We start from the raw sequence: 23440 nt of genomic DNA on the forward strand, positions 1-23440 counted from the left end.
CCCCCTACGCCGCCACCGGCTCGCCGGCGAGCCCGGCGAACGTCGAGGCGTCGACCGGGCCGACGGCCGCGAGCGACAGCGGGCGGGCGGCGAGCTCCGCGGCGAGCTCGCGCACCTCGTCCGCGGTGACCGCCTCGATGCGGCGCAGCGTCTCGTCGAGGTCGGAGAACTCGCCGAGGGTGAGCTCGCTGCGGCCGAGGCGTGTCATCCGGGTGTCGGAGTCCTCGAGGGCGAGGGCGGAGGCGCCGCTCAACTGGCCGCGGGCCCGGCCGAGCTCGTCGCCCGTGATGCCCTCGGCCCCGATCCGGCGGAACTCGGAGAGCATGAGCTCGGCCACGTCGACGGCGCGCTTGGGCGAGCAGCCGGCGTAGAGGCCGACGAGTCCGGCATCCGAGTAGCTCGAGGCGAAGGAGTACACCGAGTAGGCGTAGCCGCGCTTCTCGCGGATCTCCTGGAACAGCCGCGAGCTCATGCCGCCGCCGAGCACCGAGTTGAGCACGGTGAGCTGCGGACGGCGCGGGTCGGATGCCGCGAGGCCCGCCCCGCCGAGGTACAGGTTGACCTGCTCGAGCGGGCGCCCGACCACCACCTGCGCGGCGCCGCGGGCGATCGGGTCGGGGGCCGGGTCGCGGCGTGCGACGGGCGACGCCTCCTCGTCGAGTCGCCAGCCGGCCGCGGTCAGCGCCTCCGAGGCGATCGCGACGACGGCGTCATGGTCGACGGCGCCCGCGACCGTGATGACGAGGTCGCGCGGCCCGTAGTTGCGGCGGTAGTGGTCCCAGACCGCGGTGCGGCTCACGGCGCCGATCGACTCGGGGCTGCCGCCGATGGGTCGCCCGAGCGGGTGCTCGCCGAACACCGCCTCGAAGAAGCGCTCCCCCGCGACGTCGCCCGGGTCGTCGTCGGCCATCGCGAGCTCCTCGAGGATGACGCCCCGCTCGCTCTCGAAGTCGTCGTCGGCGAGCCGCGAGGAGGCGAACATGTCGGCGAGCACGCGCACCGCCATCTCGACGTCGCGGTCGCGCACCTTGGCGTAGTAGCAGGTGTGCTCCTTCGCCGTGACGGCGTTGTGCTCACCGCCGACGGAGTCGAAGGCGACGGCGATGTCGAGCGCGCTGCGGGTCGTGGTGCCCTTGAACAGCAGGTGCTCGAGGAAGTGGGTGGAGCCGTAGGTCACCGGCTCCTCGTCGCGCGATCCGACCGCGACCCAGAAGCCGACGGTCGCGCTCTGCGAGCCGGGCACCTGCTCGGAGAGGATGCGGATCCCGCTCGGGAGCACCGTGCGCCGCACGAGCGTGCCGCCGGATGCCGTGATGCTCAGATCGGGAAGGTCGAGAGGGAGCTGCACCGCGCCATTCATCGTCCCGAGCCTACGTCATGGCCGCGCAGGGTTCCGGGGCCGCCCCCGGACTGGGGGAGGCTGTGAGGACAAACAGACAAGTCTGTCTGTCCTCATCGTGTTACCGTGGGCGGGCGGAATGCGAACGGACCCGAACCGATCGGCCTTTCCCAGCCGGGCACGCCCGGGTCGTCTCACGACGACGGCTGAACGCGAGACCCGAACTCGTACCGCGCTGCGGCCGCCCTCGGGCGGTCGCAGCACGATCCGCAGCACCCTGATCCGAAGGAGCCCGGCTTGCCGATCGACATCGTCAAAGCGCCGAAGCGCCACACCCTCGCGCCTGCCAAGCAGCGCATCCTCGAGACCAGCAACCGCCTGTTCTACGACGAGGGCATCCGCGCGGTCGGCATCGACCGCCTCATCGCCGCGTCCACCGTGACGAAGGCGACGTTCTACAAGCACTACGGCTCCAAGGACCGGCTCATCGTCGAGTACGTCGCCTACCGCCACCTGCTGATCGCCGAGGAGCTCGAGGAGCTCGCGCGCACCACCGACGACCCGCTCGAGCTGCTGCGCGGCATCGCCGAGGTCCAGGCGCGGTACGTGACGGCCCCCGGCTTCCGCGGCTGCCCGTTCCTCAACGCGGCGGCCGAGTACACCGAGCCGGCGCATCCCGTGCGCCGCGCGGTGCAGAACCATCGCGAGTGGTTCCACGCGATCCTCGAGACCCTGCTGCGCCAGATCGGCCACCCGCTGCCGGGCGACGCCGCCGACGACCTCATGCTCGCGCGTGACGGCGCCATGTCGGGCGGCTACGCGGGCGACTCGATCGCCGCGAGCGCGGCCCTCACCCGCATGTACCAGCGCACGGTCGAGGCGGCCCTCCCCCGCGTCGCGGCCTGAGCCGCGTCGAACGCTAGGCGCTCGCGCGCTCGAGTTCGGCCAGCTGGTGCCGGGTGAGCCGGATGTCGGGCGCCGTCATGACGTCGAAGAGCTGATCGGCGGAACCCACCGCGACGACCGGCGCGACCACGCCCGGCTTGGTGAGCAGCCAGGCGAGCGCGATCGCGGCGAGCGGGGCGTCCTGCTGCGCGGCGACGCGTTCGAGCGCCGCGAGCACGCGACGCCCCCGCCTGCCGAGGTGTGCGCCGAGGTAGTCGCGCATCGGACTCGCGGCGACGTCGGCCCTGGTGCGGTAGGCGCCGGTGAGGAAGCCGTCGGCGAGCGGGAAGCGCGGCATGACGGCGAGTCCCTGCTGGGCGGCCACCTGTGCGAGGTCGCCCTCGAACTCGCGCCGCATGAGGCTGTACTGGTTCTGCAGTGCCGTCATGGGTGCGACCCCGAGCAGGGCGCACGCGATCCGCGCCGCGACGAGCCGGTTGCCGGTGTGATCCGACATGCCGAAGGTGCGCACCTCGCCCGAGCGGATGAGCTCGTCGACCGCGAGCAGGGTCTCCTCGAAGGGCACCGACTCGTCGTCGAGGTGCAGGTAGAGCAGCTCGACCCGGTCGGTGCCGAGGCGGCGCAGGCTCGCATGCACCGCCGCGGTGATGGCGGCGGCGGACAGCCCCGGGTGCGCGGTGGACTTGCCGACCTTCGTCGCGACGACCATCTCGTCGCGGTTGCCGCGCCTGCGCATCCAGTCGCCGATGAGCTCCTCGCTGCGGCCGTCGGCGTAGGAGTCGGCCGTGTCGACGATGTTGCCGCCGAGGGCGCGGTAGGCGTCGAGGATCTCGCCGGACGCGGTGTCGGAGATGGTGGAGCCGAACCAGCGGGCGCTCACGGCGAGCGGGAAGACCCGCAGCCCGGTCCCGGAGATGGCGCGCCGCGGGGGCGTCAGCCGCCCGACGATCGCGGCGGTCTCAAGGGTGGTGGGCACGAGCGGGGCGGGCGCCGTGACCGGCTGCACCGATCGCATCTCCATCTCCGCACCTCCCGGGTTGGCTGTGAGAGTAGCCCCGGGGCGGCGCGGAATCCGGGAGGTCAACCGGATCGTTATGAATCGTCACCGATTCGTGATGGGGAGGAGACGACGGATGCCCGCCCCGCATCACGCGGGACGGGCATCCGGGGTCTCGATACACCGCCTTCGGCGGCACTCGACCAGCGAAGGGTCAGCCCTCGGCGGGCGCCTCCGGGCCCTCGCTGTGGGCGGCCGAACCGTCGGTGTCGGCCTCCTCGGTCTCGACCACCGGGGCGAGCGACAGCTTGCCGCGGTCGTCCATCTTGGTGATCTCGACCATGATCTTCTGGCCGACCGAGAGCACGTCCTCGACGTTCTCGACGCGCTTACCGCCGGCGAGCTTGCGCACCTCGGAGATGTGCAGCAGGCCGTCCTTGCCGGGCAGCAGCGACACGAAGGCGCCGAAGGTCGCGAGCTTCACGACCGTGCCGAGGAACCGCTCGCCGACCTCCGGGTTCACCGGGTTGCCGATCGCGAGCACCTGGGCGCGGGCCGCCTCGGCCGAGGGGCCGTCGACCGCGCCGATGTAGACGGTGCCGTCCTCCTCGATCGAGATCTCGGCGCCGGTCTCGTCCTGGATCGCGTTGATCGTCTTGCCCTTGGGGCCGATGAGCTCGCCGATCTTGTCGACCGGGATGTTCACCGAGATCACGCGCGGAGCGGTCGGGGCCATCTCGTCGGGGCCGTCGATCGCCTGGTTGATGACCGCGAGGATCGCCGTGCGGGCGTCCTTGGCCTGCGACAGCGCGCCCGCGAGCACATCCGAGGGGATGCCGTCGAGCTTGGTGTCGAGCTGCAGCGCGGTCACGAACTCGCTGGTGCCGGCGACCTTGAAGTCCATGTCGCCGAGCGCGTCCTCCGCACCCAGGATGTCGGTGAGCGCCGCGAAGCGGGTCTCGCCGTCGACCGTCTCGGACACGAGGCCCATCGCGATGCCGGCGACGGGGGCCTTGAGCGGCACACCGGCGTTCAGCAGCGACAGGGTCGAGGCGCAGACGGAGCCCATCGAGGTCGAACCGTTGGAGCCGAGGGCCTCGGACACCTGGCGGATCGCGTAGGGGAACTCCTCGCGGCTCGGCAGCACCGGCACGAGGGCGCGCTCGGCGAGGAAGCCGTGCCCGATCTCGCGACGCTTCGGCGAGCCCACGCGGCCGGTCTCACCGGTCGAGTAGGGCGGGAAGTTGTAGTGGTGCAGGTAGCGCTTCTTCGTGATGGGCGAGAGCGAGTCGATCTGCTGCTCCATCTTGAGCATGTTGAGCGTCGTGACGCCCAGGATCTGCGTCTCACCGCGCTGGAAGATGGCCGAACCGTGCACGCGCGGGATGACCTGCACCTCGGCGTCGAGCGCGCGGATGTCGGTCAGGCCGCGACCGTCGATGCGCACACCCTCGGTGAGGATGCGGCCGCGCACGATCTTCTTGGTGACGGCCTTGTAGGCGGCCGACACCTGCGGGGGCACGTCGCCGCCGAGCTCGCCCGCGAGGGCCTTCTCGTTGATGGCGAGCTTGACGCGCTCCTTGAGGGCGTCGTCCGCGTTCTGGCGCTCGATCTTGTCGGCGATCTGGTAGATGCCGACGAGCTCGTCGTAGGCGAGCGCGGCGACCGCGTCGTACGCCTCCTGGCTGTAGTCGACGAAGATCGGGTACTCCTTGATCTCCTTGGCCGACTGCGCCGCGAGGTGCTCCTGCGCCTTGACCAGCTGGGCGATGAAGGGCTTGGCGGCCTCGAGGCCCTGGGCCACGACGGCCTCGTTGGGCTTCACGGCACCGCCCTGGATGAGCTCCCAGCTGTGCTCGGTGGCCTCCGCCTCGACCATCATGATCGCGACGTCCTCGGAGCCGTCGGCCTTGGTCACGACGCGACCGGCGACGACGAGGTCGAACACGGCATCCGTCAGCTGCGAGAACTTCGGGAAGGCGACCCACTGGCCGTCGCGCATGAGCGCGAGGCGCACACCCGCGATGGGGCCCGCGAACGGCAGACCGGAGATCTGGGTCGAGGCGCTCGCCGCGTTGATGGCGAGGGCGTCGTAGAACTCGTCGGGCGCGATCGAGAGCACGGTGATGACGACCTGCACCTCGTTGCGGATGCCGTCGGCGAACGACGGGCGCAGCGGGCGGTCGATGAGACGGCAGACGAGGATCGCCTCGGTCGAGGGGCGGCCCTCACGACGGAAGAACGAGCCGGGGATCTTGCCGGCGGCGTAGGAACGCTCCTCGACGTCGACCGTCAGCGGGAAGAAGTCGAAGCCGTCACGGGGCTGCTTCGACACGCTCGTCGCGGACAGCAGCATGGTGTCCTCGTCGAGGTAGGCGGCGACGGCGCCCTGGGCCTGCTGGGCGAGACGACCGGTCTCGAAACGGATGGTGCGGGTGCCGTACTTGCCGTTGTCCAGAACGGCTTCGGCGAACTTGATCTCGGGGCCTTCCACGAGGTCTTACTCCTTGCTGCCGCGATACGCGCGGCATGTGCGTCGGAGCAGGAGCGGGCAGGAAGGGCGTGGGCGCGCGCAGTGATGCGCACCCGGCCTGGATCTGGTCAACAGTAGAAGGGCTCCGACTCGCCTGCGATCGCAGTGTTCGGAGGACCACCACCGGTGACCAGCTTCGTGCCGGCCTGCTCCGGGTCATCCCCGGCGCGCTCGCGCACACCGGGAAGCCGCCGGACGGCGGCCGGGGTCCATGCTATCAGCCGAGGGGGTCGGCGGCGAGGATGTCGGTCGGCTGGCCGCACGCGCGTCGCGCCTCGATCAGCTCGTCGAGCGAGTCGACCGCGGCGTCCCCGAACGCGTAGGCCCCGTAGAACCTGGACCAGGCGATGGCGTTCGGATCGAGATAGCGGGCGAGTTCGGGACGCTCGACGGGTATGCCATGCGCGAGCAGGCAGGGTGCGGTCCAGCGGTTCACCCGGTCGTAGAGCAGCAGCGCCTGCGCCGCCGGGCGGGACGTCCAGAGCACGGACTCGTCGCCGGGCTCCGCGAAGCGGTAGCCGTCGAGGCAGTCGTTGACATCCGCGGCGAGTGCGAGAGAGTCCGGATCGGTCAACTCATCCCCGTCGTCGACGCCGATGAGCGAGAAGACGACTTCGCCGTCGGCGCCCTGGTAGAGCTGGTAGCCCTCGGTCGTCCCTCCTGCGGGCAGGCAACGCGCGACCACCGGCCAGAGCAGGTCGCTCGGGACGAGTCCGTCATCCGCGTCCTCGGCCGTGGGCGCCTCGGGCCCCAGCGCCGCGACCGCGACGAACGCGCCGGCGATGACGAGCGCGGCGGACAGCCAGCCGACGACCGCCCGCACCCGTGCCCTGCGCATGGGCGACATCCTCGCATCCACGGGCACGGCGGATGCGCGCGGCGCGTCGTCAGCGGATCGGGTGGGGCACGCCGGGCCTGGCGGCGGGCAGGATCGGCACGAGCTCGTCGTGCTTGGCGACCCGACCGTCGCCGGCCGTGCGACCCCGGATGCGGCGGGCCGCCCAGGGGCGCACGTGCGTCCACAGCCAGCGGGCGTGGGTGAGCGGCTCGTCGTCGGCGCCCGGCTCCTCGTCGTGGATCGCCGCCTCGAGCGCGGCGAGCTGCACGGCGTCCGCGAGACCGAGCGCCTCGGCGGCGAGATAGGACAGCATGCGGTGCCCACGCGAGCTCAGGTGCACGCGGTCGCCCGCCCACATCCGCGGGTCCGCGAGGTCGAGCTGCTGGGCGGGGTCGAGGAAGAGCGCACCCGACTCCCGCGCCCGCCGCCGCAGCTCGCGGGCGAACACGAGGGCCCGGTCGTCGAGGGCGCGCAGGTAGCCGCGCGGCGGGGCGAACGGCGCGACGAGCAGCACCTCGGCACCGCCCGCGCGCAGGGCGTCGACGCCGTCGGCGAGCTCGGCGGCGAGCCGCAGCGTCGGCGCACCCACCCGCACGAGGTCGTTGGCGCCGATGAGCACCGTGACGAAGTCGGCCCCCAGTTCGCGCGCCCGCGGGAGCTGCTCGGTCAGCACGTCGCCGACCCGGCGACTGCGCACCGCGAGGTTGCCGTAGTGCAGCGGCTCGCGGCGGCCCTCCGCGTGGGCGAGCAGCAGGGCGAGGCGGTCGGTCCAGCCGCGGTACTCCCCCGGCGCCTGCCGCGAGGTGTCGCACAGCCCCTCGGTGAGCGAGTCGCCGAGCGCCGCGAAGCGCGTGATCCGCCGGGCGAGCGCGACCGGCTCCGCGGGAGGCGCGCCGACCGCGGGCGGCAGCTGCTCGCCTGCCCCGATGACGAGCGCCGCGCGGTAGTGGCCGAGCAGCTCCTCGCCGAGCGCCGACCAGCTGCGCCGCTCGACGGCGGCGCGCGCCGCCACGGCGAACGCGCGGCGCTTCGCGGCGTCGCCCGCGAGATCCGCCACCCGGCTGCGCAGCTCGGCCAGATCCCCCGGACGGTAGAGCCAGCCCGTGCGTCCGCTGTCGACCAGGTCGCGGGGGCCGCCGCGCCCCGTCGCGACGACCGGCACACCGCTCGCGAGCGCCTCCTGCACGGTCTGGCAGAACGTCTCGCTCTCGCCGGGGTGCACGAAGAGGTCGAGGCTCGCGACGTCGGCGGCGAGCGCGTCGCCCGAGCGGAAGCCGAGGAACGCGGCATCCGGCAGCAGCTGCTCGAGGCGCGCCCGGTCGGGGCCGTCGCCGATGATCACGAGGCGGATGCCGGGGAGGCCCGCGAGCGCCGCGAGATCCTCCACCTGCTTCTCGGGCGCGAGCCGGCCCACGTAGCCGACGAGCACCTCCCCGCCCGGGGCGAGCCGGGCGCGGCGGGCCGCGTCGCGGCGGCTCGGGTGGAAGCGCTCGGCATCCACCCCGCGCGCCCAGCGCCGCACGCGCGGCACGCCGAGCACGGCGAGGTCGTCGCACGCCGCGGTCGACGGCGCGAGGGTGATCGTGGCGCGCTGGTGCAGCCGGGCGAGGTGGCGGCCGAGCCCCGCCTCCGCCCCCGCGATGCCGTACCGCCGGGCGTAGGCGGGGATGTCGGTCTGGTAGACGGCGACGGTCGGGATGCCGAGCCGCTCGGCGGCGCGCACCGCCTGCCAGCCGAGCAGGAACGGCGAGGCCAGGTGCACCACATCCGGGGCGAAGTCGCGCAACAGCGCCGTGAGCCGTGCGGTGCTCGCGACGACGAGGCGCACCTGCGGGTAGCCGGGCAGCGGCACGGAGCGCAGCAGGGCGAGTTCGCCCGCCTCCGTCTCGGGACGGGTGCGGCCGCTGCGCGGCGCGACGACGAGGGTCTCGTGGCCCGCGGCCTCGAGGTGGCGGATCACCTGCAGGAGCGAATGGGTGACCCCGTTCATGTGCGGGAGGAACGATTCGGCGATCAGGGCGACTCTCACGCGCCCAGGATCGGCCCGGACGACGCGCGTGACCGGCCCGGCACGGCATCCGTCGCGAAGGATTCACCCGGGCGTCGCCTGCGGGTCTTCCCCGCCTCGCCGCCGCGTCATCCGGTCGCCGCGCGGTCGCCCGCCGTTCACCCGGATGTGCGAGAACGTCGGCATGGACAGCGCCTGGCTCGAGGCGGTCGCCGCCTCGCCGTGGCTGCTGCTCGTGCTGTTCGCGCTCGTGGTGGGCGACGCGTTCCTCGTGGTGCTGCCGAGCGAGACGCTCGTCGTGGCACTCGGCGCGCTCGCGGCCGCCACGGGGCATCCCGCGCTCGCGCTCGTGGTCGCCGTGGCGGCCGTCGGCGCCGTCGTGGGCGACAGCGCGGTCGTCGCGGTCGGGCGGGCCGTCGGCACCGAGCGCTGGGCCTGGCAGCGCCGCGGGCGGGTGGGCCGGGCGATCGCCCGCGCTCGGCGGCTCGTGCTGCGGCGGCCGGCGACGCTCGTGTTCACCGCGCGCTACATCCCCTTCGCGCGGATCGCCGTGAACCTCTCGGTCGGGGCGGCGCTGCTGCCGTGGCGGCGGTTCCTGCCGCTCTCGGCGCTCGCGGGCGTCGCCTGGGCGCTCTACAACGTGGCCGTCGGGGCGCTCTTCGGCGCGCTCTTCGCGGATGCGCCGTGGCTCGGCATCCTCGTGTCGGTGCCGGTCGCGGTGGTGGTGGGCGTCGGCATCGACCTCGTGGTGTCGCGGCGCGCGGGCTACGCTGACGGCATGAGCTCCGACGAGAAGCCCGCCGCCGCATCCGAGGACACCAAGCGCAAGTTCCGCGAGGCGCTCGAGCGCAAGAAGCAGCAGCAGCACGACCGCCCCGCCCACCTCGACGGCGAGGGCAACGCCCACGGCGCGCAGAGCAAGGCGGGCGGCAAGCGCGAGTTCCGCCGCAAGTCCGGCTGAGTCAGGCGGCGCAGAGCGCCCGTGAGGTCGACCCCTCGCGGGCGGCGAGGAACCACGCCCGTACATCCGGGAGCGCCTGGATGACGATCGTCGCGTGGGTGGCCGTCGGGTAGCCGACGTAGGCGAGCCGTTGACCGGCCGCGCACATCCGCGTCACGAAGTCCGCGGTGGCGCTCGGGCGCACGAGTTCGTCCGACTCGCCCTGCACGACGAGCACCGGCACGCCGAACGGCGCGGCGCCGGGGGTGTTCTCGACGAGGAAGTCGGACCAGGGCTGCGTCGTCGACGGATCCGCCGCGAGGAACCCGCCGATCAGCGGCGTCGCGATCGCGTGCAGCTCGCTGTTCTGACCGAAGAGGCAGAGCTGCTCCATCTTCACCGCGGCCGCCGCCGCATCCGGGGTGAGGATGTCGGTCAGCGCGAGCCCCGGATGGGTCGGCTCGTAGGCGGCCTGGTAGGCCGTGAAGGCGTAGGCGCCGATCGTGACCCCCGACACGTCGTCGATGTCGTCGGCGAGGAGGGTCGCGAGCTCGGCCGCGGGGGCGGCGACCGCCGCTGCGACGGGACGGAGCTCGGGTGCGTAGCCCGCGGCATCCTGTGCGGCGAACAGCGCCGCCTGACCGCCCTGCGAGTGGCCCCAGAAGAAGACGTCCGTCGAGAGCTCGACGCCCTCGAGGGCCCGCCCCGCCCGCACCGAGTCGAGCACCGCATGACCCTCGACGTCGCCGAGAAGGTACGACGACGGGCCCGCGGCGCCGAGACCCGGATAGTCGGTCGCGGTGATCGCGAAGCCGTCGTCGAGCAGGTCGTCCATCCCCTCGATGAGGTCGAGCGGCGCGAAGCCTGAGGAGGGGGCGCACTCGGCGACCGCCCCCGTCGTGGGGTGCGCCCAGGCGATCACCGGCCAGCCGCCGGCGGGCGGTTCGCCGTCCGGCACGACCACGGTGCCGGAGACGGCGATGTCGTCCCCGGTCGTGCCGGTCGAGTGGTAGAGCACCCGCCAGGCCCTGGAGCCGGCCGGGGCCGTCTCGATCGGAAGCGAGCGGATGAGTTCGCCCGGCTCGCCGGCCGGCAGCGGGTCGGGCACCTCGTAGAACGGGCGGGCCGCGTCCTCCTGGCGCTCGTGCTCCTCGAGGTCGTCCCAGATGCCGCATCCGGCGAGCAGCAGCGCGGCCACCAGGGCCGACCCGACGAGCGGCGCTCTCCTCACGCTCCGATGCTAGAGCTCACTCCCCCGCGAGGCCGCCCAGCAGGTGACCGAAGGAGCGGCCCTCGCCGAGGAAGGCGTCCGGGTCGAACGGGTCGAGCACCTTCTTCGGCTCGCGTGCGGCGATCGCGTCCGCGAGCTCGCGCGCCGCACGTTCGATGCGCGAGGCGAGCGGCTTCACGTCGTCGGCCTGGGCACCCCAGTCGCTCGAGGCCGCGAACACGCCCGTCGAGACGGGCTCGGCGTGCAGGTAGGCGAACAGCGGGCGGATGGCGTAGTCGATCGCGAGCGAGTGGCGGGCGGTGCCCGCGTTCGCCCCGATGAGCACGGGCTTGCCCACGAGCGCGTCGGGGTCGAGCACGTCGATGAACGACTTGAACAGCCCCGAGTAGCTCGTCGAGAAGATCGGCGTCACCGCGATGAGCCCGTCGGCCGAGACGACGCGGTTGACGGCGTCCTCGAGGGCGGGCGGCGCGAAGCCGGCCAGCAGGTTGTTGGTGATGTCGTGCGCGAGGTCGCGCAGCTCGATCACGTCGACCGTGGCCTCGATGCCGCGCTCGCGCAGCTCGCCCACGGTCGCGCTCGCGAGCCGGTCGGCCAGCATCCGCGTCGAGGAGGGGTTCGACAGTCCCGCCGAGACGACGGCGATCCGGCGGGTCATCGCACGGCCTCCGTCCGGGTCGCGGCGGCACCGAAGGCGGAACCCTTCGGGGCGGGCGCCGCGGGCGTGTCCTGGTAGGGGCCGCCCACGGTGAGGTTGTTGCCCGCGGCGGAGGTCGGCCGGGCCTGGCGGGTGGATCCGTCGCCGTAGACCGCCTGCACGCGTGCGGCGTGGGTGGGGGCGTCCGGCACCTCGGCGGGACGGTTCACCGCGAGCTCCTTGCGGAGCACCGGCACGACCTCCGTTCCGAGGATCTCGATCTGCTCGAGCACGGTCTTGAGCGGCAGGCCCGCGTGGTCCATGAGGAACAGCTGGCGCTGGTAGTCGCCGTAGTGCTCGCGCATCGCGGCGTAGCGGTCGATGACCTGCTGGGGCGAGCCGACCGTGAGCGGGGTGAGCTCCTGGAACTCCTCGAGGCTCGGGCCGTGGCCGTAGACGGGCGCGTTGTCGAAGTACGGGCGGAACGCGGTCACCGCATCCTGCGAGTTCTTCGCCATGAACACCTGCCCGCCGAGGCCGACGATCGCCTGCTCGGGCGTGCCGTGGCCGTAGTGCGCGTAGCGCTGGCGGTACAGGGCGATGAGGCGCTGGTAGTGCTCCTTGGGCCAGAAGATGTTGTTCGCGAAGAAGCCGTCGCCGTAGTACGCGGCCTGCTCGGCGATCTCCGGGGTGCGGATGGAGCCGTGCCAGACGAACGGGGGCACACCGTCGAGGGGGCGCGGCGTCGAGGTGAAGCCCTGCAGGGCGGTGCGGAACTTGCCCTCCCAGTCGACGACGTCCTTCTCCCACAGCTCGCGCAGCAGCGCGTAGTTCTCGATCGCGAGGGGCAGGCCCTGGCGGATGTCCTGGCCGAACCACGGGTACACGGGTCCGGTGTTGCCGCGGCCCATGACGAGGTCGACGCGGCCGCCCGTGAGGTGCTGCAGCATCGCGTAGTCCTCGGCGATCTTCACGGGGTCGTTCGTCGTGATGAGGGTCGTCGCGGTCGACAGGATGAGGTTCGTGGTGCGCGCGCCGATGTAGGCGAGCGTCGTGGTGGGCGAGCTCGAGAAGAAGGGCGGGTTGTGGTGCTCGCCGATGGCGAAGACGTCGAGACCGACCTCCTCGACGTGCTGGGCGATCGTCACGGCATCCTGGATGCGCTGCGCCTCGCTCGGCGTCTCGCCGGTCGTGGGGTCGCGCGTTATGTCGCTGACCGTGAAGATGCCGAACTGCATCTGGCTGCTCATGGTGGCTTCCGTCTCCTCGGGATTTCTATGCATTTGCATTGATATCGCATGAAACCGGATGGATGCCGAGAGTATTCCCGCCATCCGGCGGCGGATCCGCCGCTCCCCTAGCCTGGAGCCATGGCGACGATCGAGCTGACCGAGAAGACCTTCGAGAACACCGTGCTGGACGGCGACATCGTGCTCGTCGACTTCTGGGCCGCGTGGTGCGGACCGTGCCAGGCGTTCGGCCCCGTCTTCGAGGCCTCGAGCGAGAAGCACCCCGACATCACCTTCGCGAAGGTCGACACGGATGCCGAGCAGGGCCTCTCCGCGGCCCTCAACATCCGCTCGATCCCGACGCTCATGGCGTTCCGCGACGGCATCGGCGTCTTCGCGCAGGCGGGCGCGCTGCCCGGTCACGTGCTCGAGGACCTCATCTCGCAGATCCGCGCCCTCGACATGGACGAGGTGCGCGACAGGATCGCCGCGGCCGACGCCACGCCGTCCGCTACCTGATCGCCCCCATCAGCAGCACGACGCGGTAGCCCTCGCGCCTGCGGTCGATGCGCACCGGGATGCGCGCCTTCACGCCCTTGCCGTCGAGGCGGCGCAGGTTCTCGTCGATGACCGACTCGAGGCCGCGCGGGATGCTGCCCACCACGCCGCTCACGCGTCGCCCCGTGAACAGCCGCACCGGGATCGGCGCGTCCACGCGCTCCGCGTCTAGGGTGCGCGGCGAGATCGCCGTCTCGAGACCGGCCTCCCCCGACTCGGCGAGCTCGCGCAGCTCGTCCTGGTACGGGTTCGAGTCGGCCAGCACGAGCGTGATGCGCTTGTTGCGCGGCTTCAGGTTGTAGACGTAGTCGTCGAAGCTGCCGAAGCCGCGGTCGTCGCGCGGCAGCGCCGGGTCGACGCCGCGTCGACTGCGGAAGAGTGCCATGGAGCCAGCCTATGGGCGCTCAGCGGGTGGGGACGGCGGCACCGGCGAGAACCGGGGTGGGCTCGACGTGCTCGCCGCACTCCGAGTGCTCGGCGGCACGGCAGCACACCGCACACACCGCGGCGACCAGACCGTGACGACATTCGTCCATGGCAGCGAGTGTGCGCCTCCGTGCGCCGCGCGGCCATCCCCAACAGGGGTGCCCCGCATCCGGGTGCGCACCTATGTTCGAGCCTCGCGGGTCAGTCCTCCGCGAGCACGATGATGCGGTCGTCGGCCGCGAAGCGACGGCGCTCGTCCTTGCGCGGGTTGACGACGACTCCGTAGGCGTCCGCGCTACGGTGCGCCTGCGCGCCGACGCGGAATCCGATCGCCGTCTCGCCGCGGCGCTGGGCGGCCTCGACGACCGTGTAGAAGTCGGCCTCCTCGCCCTCGCGGATGTAGTGGGACGCCGGCCGCAGGTAGATCTCGCTGCCCTCGGCCGCGAAGAGCACATCGAAGACGTCGGCGAGCCGCTTGTTCTCGCTCAGCTGGGTGAGGGTCAGGGCGACGAGCTTGTCCGACACGATGAAGTCGTCGGCGTCGGTGACCTCGGCGAGCTCGCGGTTGCCGTCGTCGAGCATCTCGCTCACCACGTTGAGGTCGACCGCGGCCCGCTCGGCGATGTCGCGCAGATGCAGGAGCGTGATGAGTGTCTTCGCGTCGGAGCGCTGGGCGTTCAGCCGCGGATCCGAGAGCACGATGATGTGGTCGGCGAGCTCGGCCTCGAGCGCGTCGAGCACGCGTCGGCTCGTGACGTCGCCGCGCCGGAAGACCACGGTCAGGTTCTCGAGCGCCGGGAAGCCCGGCTCCTCGACGTCGGCCACGACGAGCACGCTCGACCCGGGCGACACGTACTGGTCGAGCTCGCGCAACATGAAGGCGAGCCCCGGGTTGTACCCCAGCACGAGGGTGCGCTCGGGCGCGACCGGCTCCTCGGTCGGCACCGCGATCGCCGCGGCATCCGGGGTGCCCGCCGGGGCGCTGCGGATGGTGGAGTCGTCCTCCGCGATGAGCACGAGCAGGTCGCCCGCCTCGTAGAGCGTGTCGGCCGGCGGGTTGATGAGCGTGGCGTCCCCCTTGACGATCCCCATGACGCTCGAGTCGACGAAGGCGAGCTGCGTGGCCCGGTAGTCGTGGCCGACGAGCTCCGGGAGCTCGGCCATGTAGATCTCGTCGCCCTCGTAGGCGAGCAGCTCGGAGTAGACGACGCTGAGCCCCGACTGCCGACAGGTCTGCACCGTGATGCGGCTGATGAGCTCGTTCGCGAGCACCCACTCGACCTCGTCGCGCCCGACGAGTCGCGCGGCCTCGAGGTTGGCCGGATCGCGCAGCTCTCCGACGACGTGGTACGCGCCCTCCCGCCGGTTGGGGTTGTTCGTGATCGCGAGCGCGGCCTTGACGACGACCGAATCCGGATCCTCGCTCTCCTCGGGGGCCAGCAGGATGATGCTGCGCGCGGTGTGCGGACTGCCGAGTTCGAGGTCGGCGAGCGCCATCGGGTCGCCCGAGCGGCAGATCACGACCGTCTTGCCCGTCTTGCCGACGGCCGCCCGCAGCTCCTCCTCCATCTCGAGCTTGTCGCGGTCGGCGAGGATCACGACGGCCGCCCTCCCCCGGGACTCGTTCGCGATGACGAGCTCCGAGACGATCGAGAAGACCTTGTCGCTCCAGCCGAGGATGAGCGTGTGGTCCTTCTCGAGCACGCGCGAACGGCCCTTGCGCAGTTCCTCGACCTTCGCGTCGAAGCCGCCCGAGACGATGCCGATGAGGCTCGCCACGATCACGAGGCCGCCGAGGGTCACGACGAGCATCGCGATCCGGAAGCCCCAGCCCTCGTCGCCGCCCATCGTGCCCGGGTCGAGGGTGCGCATGAGGTTGCCCCAGAAGATGTCGAAGAAGTCGCCCTCGGGCTCGTCGGCCGGGTGCAGCGGCAGCGCCCACACGATGAGCGCGAGCACCAGCACGAAGGCGAAGGTGGCGGCGCCGAGCAGGCCGATGAGGGCGATCGTGCCCTTCGACATCCAGGTGTCGAAGCGGTAGCGGATGCGTTCGCCGCGGGTGGGTTCGGTCATGGTGGTACCCCCTCGGGTGGGCCGGTTGGAGGGAACACTAGCGGAGGCGGAACGACGAAGGCCGCCACCTTCCGGTGACGGCCTTCGCGAAGAAGTTCGCGTGGTTATCGACGCAGCCCCAGGCGCTCGATCAGCGAACGGTAGCGCTCGATGTCGATGTCCTGGAGGTAGCCGAGGAGTCGGCGACGCTGGCCCACGAGCAGCAGGAGGCCACGACGCGAGTGGTGGTCGTGCTTGTGCTCCTTGAGGTGCTCGGTGAGGTCCTTGATCCGCTTGGTGAGGATCGCGACCTGCACCTCGGGGGATCCGGTGTCTCCGGGGGCGGTCGCGTACTCGTCGATGATCGCCTTCTTGGTCTCTGCATCCAGTGCCATAGAGGGGATCCCCTTTCTCTCGTTGCGCGGTGCCACCTGCCTCATGCAGGGGCGCTCTTGATCCGCGGCCGTCAGACGGCAACCTGCCCACTCTACCAGAGCGGACGGCGTGGGCTCACCGGAGCGCGAGAAGGAGGGTGAGGAGGAAGGAGCAGACCACGAGCAGCGTGAAGATCGACGAGACGACGACGCCGGCGACCGCCCAGGCGCGGCGGCGCAGCATCCCGTCGGCGGTCTCGCGGATGCCGCGCACCCCGAGCCGGATCGAGGTGGCGGCGAGGGTCGCGACGACGAGCAGCTTGATGCCCTCGAGGAACAGCGCCGCCTGCATGAGGCGGGCGGCATCCGCGACGAGCACGACGACCCCGAGGGTCAGCGCGCCGACGACGATGTTGGACGCGATCACGAGCAGCGCGAACTGCAGGCTGCGGGTGGCCGCCACGTCGGCGGGGCGCTTGCCCCGGGAGGCGATGACGACGCGCGCGCCGCAGTGGGCGCAGAACGGTTCGGCGGCCGCGACCGGGGTACGGCAGACGATGCACGCGACACCACGACGCGCCCGCTCCACCGTCGTTCCGAACGGGAGGAGGGCCGTGGGGGCGGCGACCGTCATGCCCCCCATTCTGGGGGTACGCGCGGCGGGGTGGCAAGCCGGGAGCCGGACGCCCAGGAGACTGGGAGGATGCGCGAGATGCGGGTGCGGGTGAAGCCCGGCAGCAGCAAGGGCCCGCTCGTCGAGGCGGCCCCGGAGGGGCTCGACGCCGAGCTCGTGGTGTACGTGCGCGAGCGGGCCGTCGACGGTCGCGCGAACGCGGCGGTCGAGCGCGTGGTGGCCGAGCACCTGGGGCTGCCGCCGTCGCGCGTCGCGATCGTGCGCGGGCACACCGGCCGCAGCAAGCTCCTCCGGATCGACGGCTGACGCCCATCCGCGCTTTGGGAGACTGGAACGCATGATCGCCGCCCGACTGCTCGACGTGCTGCTCGTGCTCGTGCTGATCGTGTACCTCGGCGAGGGCTGGCGCAACGGCATCCTGCGCAGCGTCGCCGTCATCCTCGGCATCTCGGCGGGCGGCGTGGCCGCCTTCTTCGCGGTGCCCGTGGTCGCGGCCGCGATCCCCTCCCCCGACTGGCGCCTCGGCGTCTCGATCGGGCTCGCCGTCGCCCTGCTGCTCGGTGGGCACCTGCTCGGCGTCGCGATCGAGCGCGCGATCCGCGGCCGACGTCCCGACGACCCGCGGCGGCAGCGCGAGCTCGGCGCCGGCGAGCGCATCTTCGGCGCGCTCGCCAACCTCGTCGCCTCGGCCCTCGTCGTGACCCTCGTCGCCGGCAGCGTCGCCCAGCTCGGCGTGCCCGTGCTCTCGCAGGCGATCAACCGCTCGATCGTCATCGGCACGATCGACCGCCTCACCCCGGCGCCCGTCGACGACGGGCTCGCACGGTTGCGTTCGGCGATCCTCGAGCACGGCATCCCCACGATCGAGGGCACGATCGGCGGCGTCACCGGCTCGCAGGACCCGCCCGACGTCGACACCTCGACCGACCCGCTCGCGGATGCGGCGCGCTCGGTGGCCCGGATCAGCGGCACGGCGTACGCGTGCGGTCAGAACCAGACCGGCAGCGGCTTCGTCATCGCCCCGGAGCGCGTCGTGACCAACGCGCACGTCGTCGCCGGCGTCACCGAGCCCGTCGTGGAGCTGCCCGACGGTCAGGTGCTCGACGGCCGCATCGTGCTGTTCGACCCCGAACTCGACGTCGCGGTCATCGCGGTGCCCGGGCTCGACGCGGACGTGCTGTCGCTCGTCGACGCGGGGGTGGGCGACGAGGGGGTCGTCGACGGCTACCCGCACGGCGGGCCGTTCACCTCGGTGCCCGCGCGCGTGCTCGCCGTCTCCCAGGAGCGCGTCGTCGACATCTACGGCGACGGCGCGAACCCGCGCGAGGTGCTGACCCTCGCCGCCGACGTGCAGCCGGGCAACTCCGGCGGACCCCTCGTCACACAGGACGGCGAGGTGGCCGGGCTCGTGTTCGCCCGCAACGCCGACCACGACAACGTCGGCTACGCGACCTCGAGCGCCGAGCTCGCACCCGTGGCCGCCGAGGCCGGATCGCTCGGCGACCCCGTCTCGTCGGGCCACTGCGTCGCGGGCTGAGCCCGCACCGGCTCAGGATCCGGGACGCCGCATGTACCACTCGGTGAAGCGCCGCGCGCGCCCCGCCTCGTCGAGCTCGATCACCCAGAGGTTCGCGTAGGCCCGGCCCTCGCGGTAGTCGGTGCGCCCCTCGACGAAGCCCGTGTCGCCCTCGACACCCAGCACCTTCCAGCTGAACTCGGTGTCGCCGGGCTGGTCGGCGGCCTCGAGCCACTTCGCGACGATGTCGTCATGGCCCCGCCAGGGGTCGTCGAAGGGGCCCGTGAAGTACTCGGCATCGGGCGTGAACAGCCCGCGGATGTCGTCGGGGAGGTTCGACTCCCAGGCCGTGCGGTAGTCGCGCACCCAGCGGTCGACGGTGTCGTGATCGGTCATGCGGCCGGTCTACGCGCGACCACCGACATCCGACACGGGGTTGACGCGGAGGAGCGCGCGGGTGCACCCTGGAAGCAGTTCAACTCATCGCCCAGAAGAGCCGGAGTCATCGACCCGCCACTGGGCGATGAGTCTGTTAAGCCCCCCGCATCCGCTTCAATGGGTGCGTGACCGCCACGACACCCGCCTGGGACATCACACCCCTGACCGAACCCCTCACGCGCGAGCAGGTGCGCACCTGGCGCCGGGCCAACCGCGACATCCGTTCGGGCGCGGCGAGCCCGCTGTGGGTCATCACCGCGGTGCCGGTGCTCGTGCTCGCCCTCGTGTACGTCGGCGCCATGGTGAGCACCCTCGCCCGACGGGCGGACTTCGGCGGCCCCTCCGCCCTCGCCCTGCTCGCCCCGCTCGCGATCGTCGCGCTCGTCGTGGTCGCCTTCGCGGGCGCCCTGCTCGCGGGCCGGGGGGCGACCGAGCGGCTCATGCGCCTCGTGCGGTTCGCCCAGGCGAACGGCTTCACCTTCTCCCCGCGGGATGCCGACCCGAGCTACCCGGGCATGGTGTTCGGCATCGGGCGCCGGCGCACGGCGATCGACCACATCCGCCGCTCCAGTCCGCGCTTCCTCGACATCGGCAACTTCCGCTACACGACCGGGTCCGGCAAGAACAAGAAGACCCGCACCTGGGGGTTCATGGCGCTGCACCTGGATCGTCGCGTGCCGCACATGCTGCTCGACGCGCGCGCCAACAACCTGCTCGGCATGAGCAACCTGCCCGCGACCTTCTCGAAGGATCAGGTGCTCTCGCTCGAAGGCGACTTCGACGAGCACTTCACCCTGTACTGCCCCCGCGAGTACGAGCGCGACGCGCTCTACGTGTTCACCCCCGACCTCATGGCGGTGCTCATCGACGAGGCGGGCGCGTTCGACGTCGAGGTGATCGACGACTGGATGTTCGTCTACCAGGCGACACCGCTGCGGATGGGCGAGGCCGCGACCATGGAACGGCTGCTGCGGATCGTCGACACGGTCGGCGCCAAGACGGTCGCGCAGACCGACTACTACGCCGACGAGCGCGTCGGCGACCGCAACGTCAACCTCGTCGCCCCGCAGGGCGCCCGCCTGCGCCGCGGCGTCCCGTGGGTCGCCATCGCCGCGGGAGGGGTGTTCGTCGCGATCTGGTTCGCGCTCACCTTCCTGCGCTGAGCCGCGCCCGGGTCAGCGGGCGGGGCTCGCCGCCGCCTGCAGCGCCTGGCGAGAGGCGGCCACCTTGGCGAGCAGCTCCTGCTCGTCGCGCTGGGCGCCGATCCGGTCGCGTCCCGTGACGATGCGCTGGCGCGCGAAGGCCAGGTGCGTCGCGTCGCGGATGTAGGCCTTCATGAGCGGCGCGATCCCGTGCGCCTTCGCCCACGTCATCGCCTGCTTGCGACCCGCGCCCGTGCCGAGCGTCTGCGCCTCGGAGGGGGCGAACCAGCCGGCCGCCGCGTACTCGTCGAGGCGCTGCTGGGTGAGCTTCGCCTCGCGCTTGCGCAGCTGCACGACGAGCACGATCGCCCCGGCGAACAGCGGCACCTGCACGATGAGGTAGACGAAGAACCAGCCGATGATGCCGAGAAGGGCGGTCGCGTTCCAGATCGCGTGCAGGGTCATCGCGAGCAGCAGGCCGACGAAGAAGCCGCCGACGCCGCCGGCGACCGAACGCCGGCCCCAGAGGCCGATGAACAGACCCGTCATCGAGGTGAACATGGCGTGGGCGAACGGCGACATGATGCCGCGGACGAAGAAGGTGAGCCCCGCATCCGTCGACAGCAGGCCCGAGTAGGCCACCGAGCTCGCGAAGTAGAGGATGTTCTCGGTGAAGGCGAAGCCGCCCGCGACGACCGCGGCGTAGACGATGCCGTCGACCGGCCCGTCGAAGTACCGACGGGCGATGAGGAAGATCAGCAGCACGCCGATGCCCTTGGCCGACTCCTCCACGACGGGCGCCTGCAGCACGCCGCCCAGCACATCCGAGACCGCCGGGTCGACACCCGCCGCGTAGGCCGCGACCTCGATGCCGAGGCCCACGAGCAGCGCGACCGCGACCGACATGCCGGCGCCCCACAGGAAGCCGAACACGAGCAGCGCGCGCGGCTCCGGCTCCCAGCGGTCGATCCACAGCACACCGAGCAGCACGATCGCGAGGGGCACGAGGGCGAGGAACCCGCTCACGAGCAGCAGCACGGGACCGAGCGCGTAGAGCAGGTAGCCGATGACGGCGAGGCTCGCGAGCCCCACCACGACGTAGCCGGCGATCGCCCAGCCGAAGAGGGCGTTGCGCGGGCTCGCGGGCTGCGCGAAGGCGGGCTGCACGGGGGTCTGGGTCTGGGCCTGCACCTCAGCGGGGGCCGCGGCGGGCTGAGGAGCGGGGTTCGGGGTGGTGGTATCGAACGACATGCCGCTTACCCTAGCGGCGCGCGGCGCGAAGTCGGGCGCGACTCACTTCTGCTGTTCGCGGAGGATGGCGAGCGCCCGGGTGACGCGGTCGCGCAGCCCGGGCACGGTCTTGCGCTGCGGGATGCGCGCCCGCTCGAGCAGGGCGACCACCTCGGCGCGCTGCGCCTCCCGCACCGCGTCGACCGCGGCATCCCGCACCACGGAGGCGCGGACGGCGACGATGAACGCCGCGACGCTCAGCGCGACGGCGACGATCGCGGCGACCGCGAGCCCCGGCAGCCCCTCCGCGAATCCGCCGATCGCCGAGGGCAGACCGATGCCGAGCACGGCGAGCAGCGCGACCAGCCGCAGCGTCGACCCCGCGGCCGAGCGACGCACCCGCAGGCGGTCGGCCTCCGCCAGGCGGGCGTCGAACACCGCGAGCTCGTCCTCCTCGAGCTGCATGATCGAGCGGTCGCGCAGGTCGCGGCGGATGCGGGCGTAGGTGGGGCGGTCGCGGCGCACGACCGCGAGCACGGCGATCGTGCCGATGCCGAAGGCGACGAGCGCCACGGCCAGGATGACGAGCAGCGCCACGAACGGCTGGGACAGGTCGAACAGGGCGCGGGCGGCGGCGTCGACGCCGAAGGCGATGAGCACGGCCGAGATCGCGGTGACCGCGATCGTCCAGGTGAGCTCGCGGACGCTGTTGCGCGTGATGACCTCGGGGTCGTCGCTGTCGCGCACGCGACGGGCGTCGATGAAGCCGGTGATGGCATCCCCCACCTGGAGGGCGAGGATGGCGGTCTGCAGCAGCAGCGCGACGACGAGCAGCGGAACGAGATCCACGCTCCGACCCTAACCGAGAACGTATGCCGCTCAGGCGGTGGGCGTGTCGACGGCGCCCCCGAAGCGGCGGGTGCGGGCGGCGTAGAGCTCGACCGCCTCCCACAGGTTCTCGCGGCTGAAGTCGGGCCACAGGGTGTCGAGGAACACCATCTCGGCGTAGGCCGACTGCCACAGCAGGAAGTTGCTCGTGCGCTGCTCGCCGGAGCTGCGCACGAACAGGTCGACGTCGGGCATGTCGGGGATGTAGAGGTGGCGCGCGATCGTCTTCTCGCCGATGCGGTCGGGGTGCAGCCGCCCCGCGGCGACCTCGCGCGCGATGCCGCGCACGGCATCCTGCAACTCGGTGCGACCGCCGTAGTTGACGCACATCGTGAGGGTGAGGGTGTCGTTGTGCGCGGTGAGGCGTTCGGCGAACTGCAGCTCGTCGATGACGGAGCGCCACAGCCGCGGTCGCCGGCCGGCCCAGCGCACCCGCACGCCCCACTCGTTGAGCTGGTCGCGACGGCGGTGCAGCACGTCGCGGTTGAAGCCCATGAGGAAGCGCACCTCGTCGGGGCTGCGCTTCCAGTTCTCGGTCGAGAACGCGTAGACGGAGAGGTGCTTCACCCCCAGCTGGATCGCGCCCGCGACGACGTCGAGCAGGGCCGCCTCGCCCGCCTTGTGCCCCTCGATGCGGGTGAGGCCCTGACGGTTCGCCCAGCGGCCGTTGCCGTCCATCACGATCGCGACGTGCTCCGGTACCGCGGACGCCGGGATCGCGGGCGGGTACTTCCCCGTCCAGTCGAGCGGCACGAAGTCGACCGCGTCGCGGTGGGTCTTCTTGACGGGCACTAGGCGATGGTCCGATCGACGTGCTCGAGGGAGCGCAGACCCCGCTCGAGGTGGAACTGGGTGTAGGCGGCGGCGACCCCGGATGCCTGGGCGCGGGTGCGCTCGTCGGCGGCCTCCGCGGCATCCCAGTCGCCCGCGAGGAGCGCCGCGAGCAGCTGCAGGGTGGCGGGGTCGAGGCGCGGGGAGCCGGGAGGGGCCGCGGCATCCGACACCACTCCCCCGAGCTGCACGACGAAGGCCGAGTGCGGGCCGGGCTCGCCCGTGACGGCGCAGTCGACGAAGCTCGGCGCCCAGCCGGCGATCGAGAGCGCCCGCAGCAGGTAGGAGTCGAGGGTGAGGCCCGGGGTGTGCTCGGCGCGGCTGAGCGAGCGCAGCGCCCCCACGAGCAGCAGGTAGTGCTGCAGGCCCGCCTCGTGCTCGGTGAGGCGGTCGGCGGTCTCGACCATGGCGGTCGCCGCGGTGAAGCGTGCGTAGTCGCCCGCGATGTCGCCGCCGTAGGAGCCGAGCATCTCGGCCTGCTGCACGATGTCGAGGCTGCGGCCGATGTAGCACTGCACGTCGACCACCATGAAGGGCTCGAGCCGCGCGCCGAAACGCGAGCCGGTGCGGCGCACCCCCTTCGCGACGGCCCGCACCTTGCCGTGCTGCCTGCTCAGCATCGTGACGATGCGGTCGGCTTCACCCAGCTTGTGGGTGCGCAGCACGACGGCTTCGTCACGGTAGGTGGGCACG

General features: G+C 72.2%; 23 protein-coding genes. 6 read left to right on the forward strand and 17 right to left on the reverse strand.

From position 1 onward, the window contains the following. Positions 1–4: 4 nt before the first annotated feature. Entirely contained in the window at positions 5–1360 is a 1356-nt protein-coding gene (locus D7I47_RS00200; RefSeq protein ID WP_120761179.1) for a M16 family metallopeptidase, read from the reverse strand. A gap of 276 nt (positions 1361–1636) precedes the next feature. On the opposite strand from D7I47_RS00200, the gene D7I47_RS00205 reads away from it, so the two are divergent. Continuing rightward, the gene (locus tag D7I47_RS00205) at positions 1637–2245 is read left to right on the forward strand and encodes a TetR/AcrR family transcriptional regulator (protein ID WP_227000730.1); all 609 of its coding nucleotides are present in this window, start codon (positions 1637–1639) and stop codon (positions 2243–2245) included. Positions 2246–2258: 13 nt separating this feature from the next. Here the strand turns inward: D7I47_RS00205 and D7I47_RS00210 are convergent, their stop codons facing one another. The 4 genes from D7I47_RS00210 to D7I47_RS00225 all read right to left on the reverse strand — a co-directional run bounded on the left by D7I47_RS00210 (position 2259) and on the right by D7I47_RS00225 (position 8642). After that, a complete protein-coding gene (locus D7I47_RS00210) occupies positions 2259–3266 on the reverse strand; it encodes an aldo/keto reductase (protein ID WP_227000732.1) in 1008 nt (335 codons plus the stop codon). Between the two features lie 190 nt (positions 3267–3456). Further along, positions 3457–5736, reverse strand: a complete 2280-nt coding sequence (locus tag D7I47_RS00215) for a polyribonucleotide nucleotidyltransferase (RefSeq protein ID WP_120761180.1) — start codon at positions 5734–5736, stop codon at positions 3457–3459. Positions 5737–5992: 256 nt separating this feature from the next. Next, positions 5993–6613 (reverse strand): hypothetical protein, encoded by a 621-nt coding sequence (locus D7I47_RS00220; protein WP_120761181.1) that lies wholly within the window; start codon positions 6611–6613, stop codon positions 5993–5995. Between the two features lie 49 nt (positions 6614–6662). Then, the gene (locus D7I47_RS00225; protein WP_120761182.1) at positions 6663–8642 is read right to left on the reverse strand and encodes a glycosyltransferase; all 1980 of its coding nucleotides are present in this window, start codon (positions 8640–8642) and stop codon (positions 6663–6665) included. 163 nt (positions 8643–8805) lie between these two features. On the opposite strand from D7I47_RS00225, the gene D7I47_RS00230 reads away from it, so the two are divergent. Further along, positions 8806–9582 carry a DUF5302 domain-containing protein gene (locus tag D7I47_RS00230; protein ID WP_157981535.1) on the forward strand — a complete coding sequence of 259 codons (777 nt, stop codon included), beginning with the start codon at positions 8806–8808 and terminating at the stop codon, positions 9580–9582. A gap of 1 nt (position 9583) precedes the next feature. Here the strand turns inward: D7I47_RS00230 and D7I47_RS00235 are convergent, their stop codons facing one another. Genes D7I47_RS00235 through D7I47_RS00245 form a run of 3 tightly spaced genes read right to left on the reverse strand, consistent with a single transcriptional unit; the run spans position 9584 to position 12667 of the window. Further along, positions 9584–10792 carry a lipase family protein gene (locus D7I47_RS00235; RefSeq protein ID WP_227000734.1) on the reverse strand — a complete coding sequence of 403 codons (1209 nt, stop codon included), beginning with the start codon at positions 10790–10792 and terminating at the stop codon, positions 9584–9586. Positions 10793–10808: 16 nt separating this feature from the next. Next, entirely contained in the window at positions 10809–11450 is a 642-nt protein-coding gene (locus D7I47_RS00240; protein ID WP_120761183.1) for an FMN reductase, read from the reverse strand. Next, positions 11447–12667, reverse strand: a complete 1221-nt coding sequence (locus tag D7I47_RS00245) for an LLM class flavin-dependent oxidoreductase (protein WP_120763737.1) — start codon at positions 12665–12667, stop codon at positions 11447–11449. The genes D7I47_RS00240 and D7I47_RS00245 overlap by 4 nt, the downstream gene beginning before the upstream one ends. Positions 12668–12799: 132 nt before the next feature. Here D7I47_RS00245 and trxA point away from each other — a divergent pair, with 132 nt between their 5' ends. Beyond that, positions 12800–13177 carry a thioredoxin gene (gene trxA, locus D7I47_RS00250; RefSeq protein WP_120761184.1) on the forward strand — a complete coding sequence of 126 codons (378 nt, stop codon included), beginning with the start codon at positions 12800–12802 and terminating at the stop codon, positions 13175–13177. Here the strand turns inward: trxA and D7I47_RS00255 are convergent. From D7I47_RS00255 to D7I47_RS00270, 4 genes are all read right to left on the reverse strand, one after another. After that, on the reverse strand, positions 13170–13601 hold the full coding sequence (locus D7I47_RS00255) for a hypothetical protein (RefSeq protein ID WP_120761185.1): 432 nt from the start codon (positions 13599–13601) through the stop codon (positions 13170–13172). The genes trxA and D7I47_RS00255 overlap by 8 nt on opposite strands. Positions 13602–13843: 242 nt before the next feature. Beyond that, the gene (locus D7I47_RS00260) at positions 13844–15715 is read right to left on the reverse strand and encodes a CASTOR/POLLUX-related putative ion channel (protein ID WP_120761186.1); all 1872 of its coding nucleotides are present in this window, start codon (positions 15713–15715) and stop codon (positions 13844–13846) included. A 104-nt stretch (positions 15716–15819) separates the two neighbouring features. After that, positions 15820–16089 (reverse strand): 30S ribosomal protein S15, encoded by a 270-nt coding sequence (rpsO, locus tag D7I47_RS00265; RefSeq protein WP_120761187.1) that lies wholly within the window; start codon positions 16087–16089, stop codon positions 15820–15822. Positions 16090–16204: 115 nt separating this feature from the next. Further along, complete coding sequence (locus D7I47_RS00270) at positions 16205–16702, reverse strand: hypothetical protein (RefSeq protein WP_120761188.1); 498 nt, start codon at positions 16700–16702, stop codon at positions 16205–16207. A 69-nt stretch (positions 16703–16771) separates the two neighbouring features. On the opposite strand from D7I47_RS00270, the gene D7I47_RS00275 reads away from it, so the two are divergent. Both D7I47_RS00275 and D7I47_RS00280 read left to right on the forward strand, forming a co-directional pair. Beyond that, entirely contained in the window at positions 16772–17008 is a 237-nt protein-coding gene (locus tag D7I47_RS00275; RefSeq protein WP_120761189.1) for a DUF167 domain-containing protein, read from the forward strand. Between the two features lie 31 nt (positions 17009–17039). Next, positions 17040–18239: a MarP family serine protease gene (locus D7I47_RS00280; RefSeq protein WP_120761190.1), complete on the forward strand. Its 1200-nt coding sequence runs from the start codon at positions 17040–17042 to the stop codon at positions 18237–18239. A gap of 12 nt (positions 18240–18251) precedes the next feature. Here the strand turns inward: D7I47_RS00280 and D7I47_RS00285 are convergent, their stop codons facing one another. Continuing rightward, positions 18252–18614: a nuclear transport factor 2 family protein gene (locus tag D7I47_RS00285; protein ID WP_120761191.1), complete on the reverse strand. Its 363-nt coding sequence runs from the start codon at positions 18612–18614 to the stop codon at positions 18252–18254. Positions 18615–18781: 167 nt separating this feature from the next. On the opposite strand from D7I47_RS00285, the gene D7I47_RS00290 reads away from it, so the two are divergent. After that, positions 18782–19819 carry a hypothetical protein gene (locus D7I47_RS00290; protein WP_120761192.1) on the forward strand — a complete coding sequence of 346 codons (1038 nt, stop codon included), beginning with the start codon at positions 18782–18784 and terminating at the stop codon, positions 19817–19819. A 12-nt stretch (positions 19820–19831) separates the two neighbouring features. Here D7I47_RS00290 and D7I47_RS00295 read toward each other — a convergent pair whose 3' ends face one another. Genes D7I47_RS00295 through recO form a run of 4 tightly spaced genes read right to left on the reverse strand, consistent with a single transcriptional unit; the run spans position 19832 to position 23439 of the window. After that, a complete protein-coding gene (locus tag D7I47_RS00295) occupies positions 19832–21049 on the reverse strand; it encodes a PrsW family intramembrane metalloprotease (protein ID WP_120761193.1) in 1218 nt (405 codons plus the stop codon). A 42-nt stretch (positions 21050–21091) separates the two neighbouring features. Continuing rightward, the gene (locus tag D7I47_RS00300; RefSeq protein WP_120761194.1) at positions 21092–21877 is read right to left on the reverse strand and encodes a hypothetical protein; all 786 of its coding nucleotides are present in this window, start codon (positions 21875–21877) and stop codon (positions 21092–21094) included. Positions 21878–21907: 30 nt separating this feature from the next. Further along, on the reverse strand, positions 21908–22708 hold the full coding sequence (locus D7I47_RS00305) for an isoprenyl transferase (RefSeq protein ID WP_120761195.1): 801 nt from the start codon (positions 22706–22708) through the stop codon (positions 21908–21910). Further along, entirely contained in the window at positions 22708–23439 is a 732-nt protein-coding gene (recO, locus tag D7I47_RS00310; RefSeq protein ID WP_120761196.1) for a DNA repair protein RecO, read from the reverse strand. Before recO ends, D7I47_RS00305 begins: the two co-directional genes overlap by 1 nt. Position 23440: the final 1 nt, after the last annotated feature.

This window comes from Protaetiibacter intestinalis (assembly GCF_003627075.1).
GTDB lineage: Bacteria > Actinomycetota > Actinomycetes > Actinomycetales > Microbacteriaceae > Homoserinibacter > Homoserinibacter intestinalis.

Coding starts and splice junctions, on each gene's coding strand:
- D7I47_RS00255 (WP_120761185.1), bottom strand. CDS start 13,601: ATGGCACTCTTCCGCAGTCGACGCGGCGTCGACCCGGCGCTGCCGCGC.
- D7I47_RS00245 (WP_120763737.1), bottom strand. CDS start 12,667: ATGCAGTTCGGCATCTTCACGGTCAGCGACATAACGCGCGACCCCACG.
- D7I47_RS00295 (WP_120761193.1), bottom strand. CDS start 21,049: ATGTCGTTCGATACCACCACCCCGAACCCCGCTCCTCAGCCCGCCGCG.
- rpsO (WP_120761187.1), bottom strand. CDS start 16,089: ATGGCACTGGATGCAGAGACCAAGAAGGCGATCATCGACGAGTACGCG.
- D7I47_RS00220 (WP_120761181.1), bottom strand. CDS start 6,613: ATGCGCAGGGCACGGGTGCGGGCGGTCGTCGGCTGGCTGTCCGCCGCG.
- D7I47_RS00210 (WP_227000732.1), bottom strand. CDS start 3,266: ATGGAGATGCGATCGGTGCAGCCGGTCACGGCGCCCGCCCCGCTCGTG.
- D7I47_RS00260 (WP_120761186.1), bottom strand. CDS start 15,715: ATGACCGAACCCACCCGCGGCGAACGCATCCGCTACCGCTTCGACACC.
- D7I47_RS00200 (WP_120761179.1), bottom strand. CDS start 1,360: ATGAATGGCGCGGTGCAGCTCCCTCTCGACCTTCCCGATCTGAGCATC.
- D7I47_RS00270 (WP_120761188.1), bottom strand. CDS start 16,702: ATGACGGTCGCCGCCCCCACGGCCCTCCTCCCGTTCGGAACGACGGTG.
- D7I47_RS00275 (WP_120761189.1), top strand. CDS start 16,772: ATGCGCGAGATGCGGGTGCGGGTGAAGCCCGGCAGCAGCAAGGGCCCG.
- D7I47_RS00230 (WP_157981535.1), top strand. CDS start 8,806: ATGGACAGCGCCTGGCTCGAGGCGGTCGCCGCCTCGCCGTGGCTGCTG.
- D7I47_RS00240 (WP_120761183.1), bottom strand. CDS start 11,450: ATGACCCGCCGGATCGCCGTCGTCTCGGCGGGACTGTCGAACCCCTCC.
- D7I47_RS00280 (WP_120761190.1), top strand. CDS start 17,040: ATGATCGCCGCCCGACTGCTCGACGTGCTGCTCGTGCTCGTGCTGATC.
- trxA (WP_120761184.1), top strand. CDS start 12,800: ATGGCGACGATCGAGCTGACCGAGAAGACCTTCGAGAACACCGTGCTG.
- D7I47_RS00285 (WP_120761191.1), bottom strand. CDS start 18,614: ATGACCGATCACGACACCGTCGACCGCTGGGTGCGCGACTACCGCACG.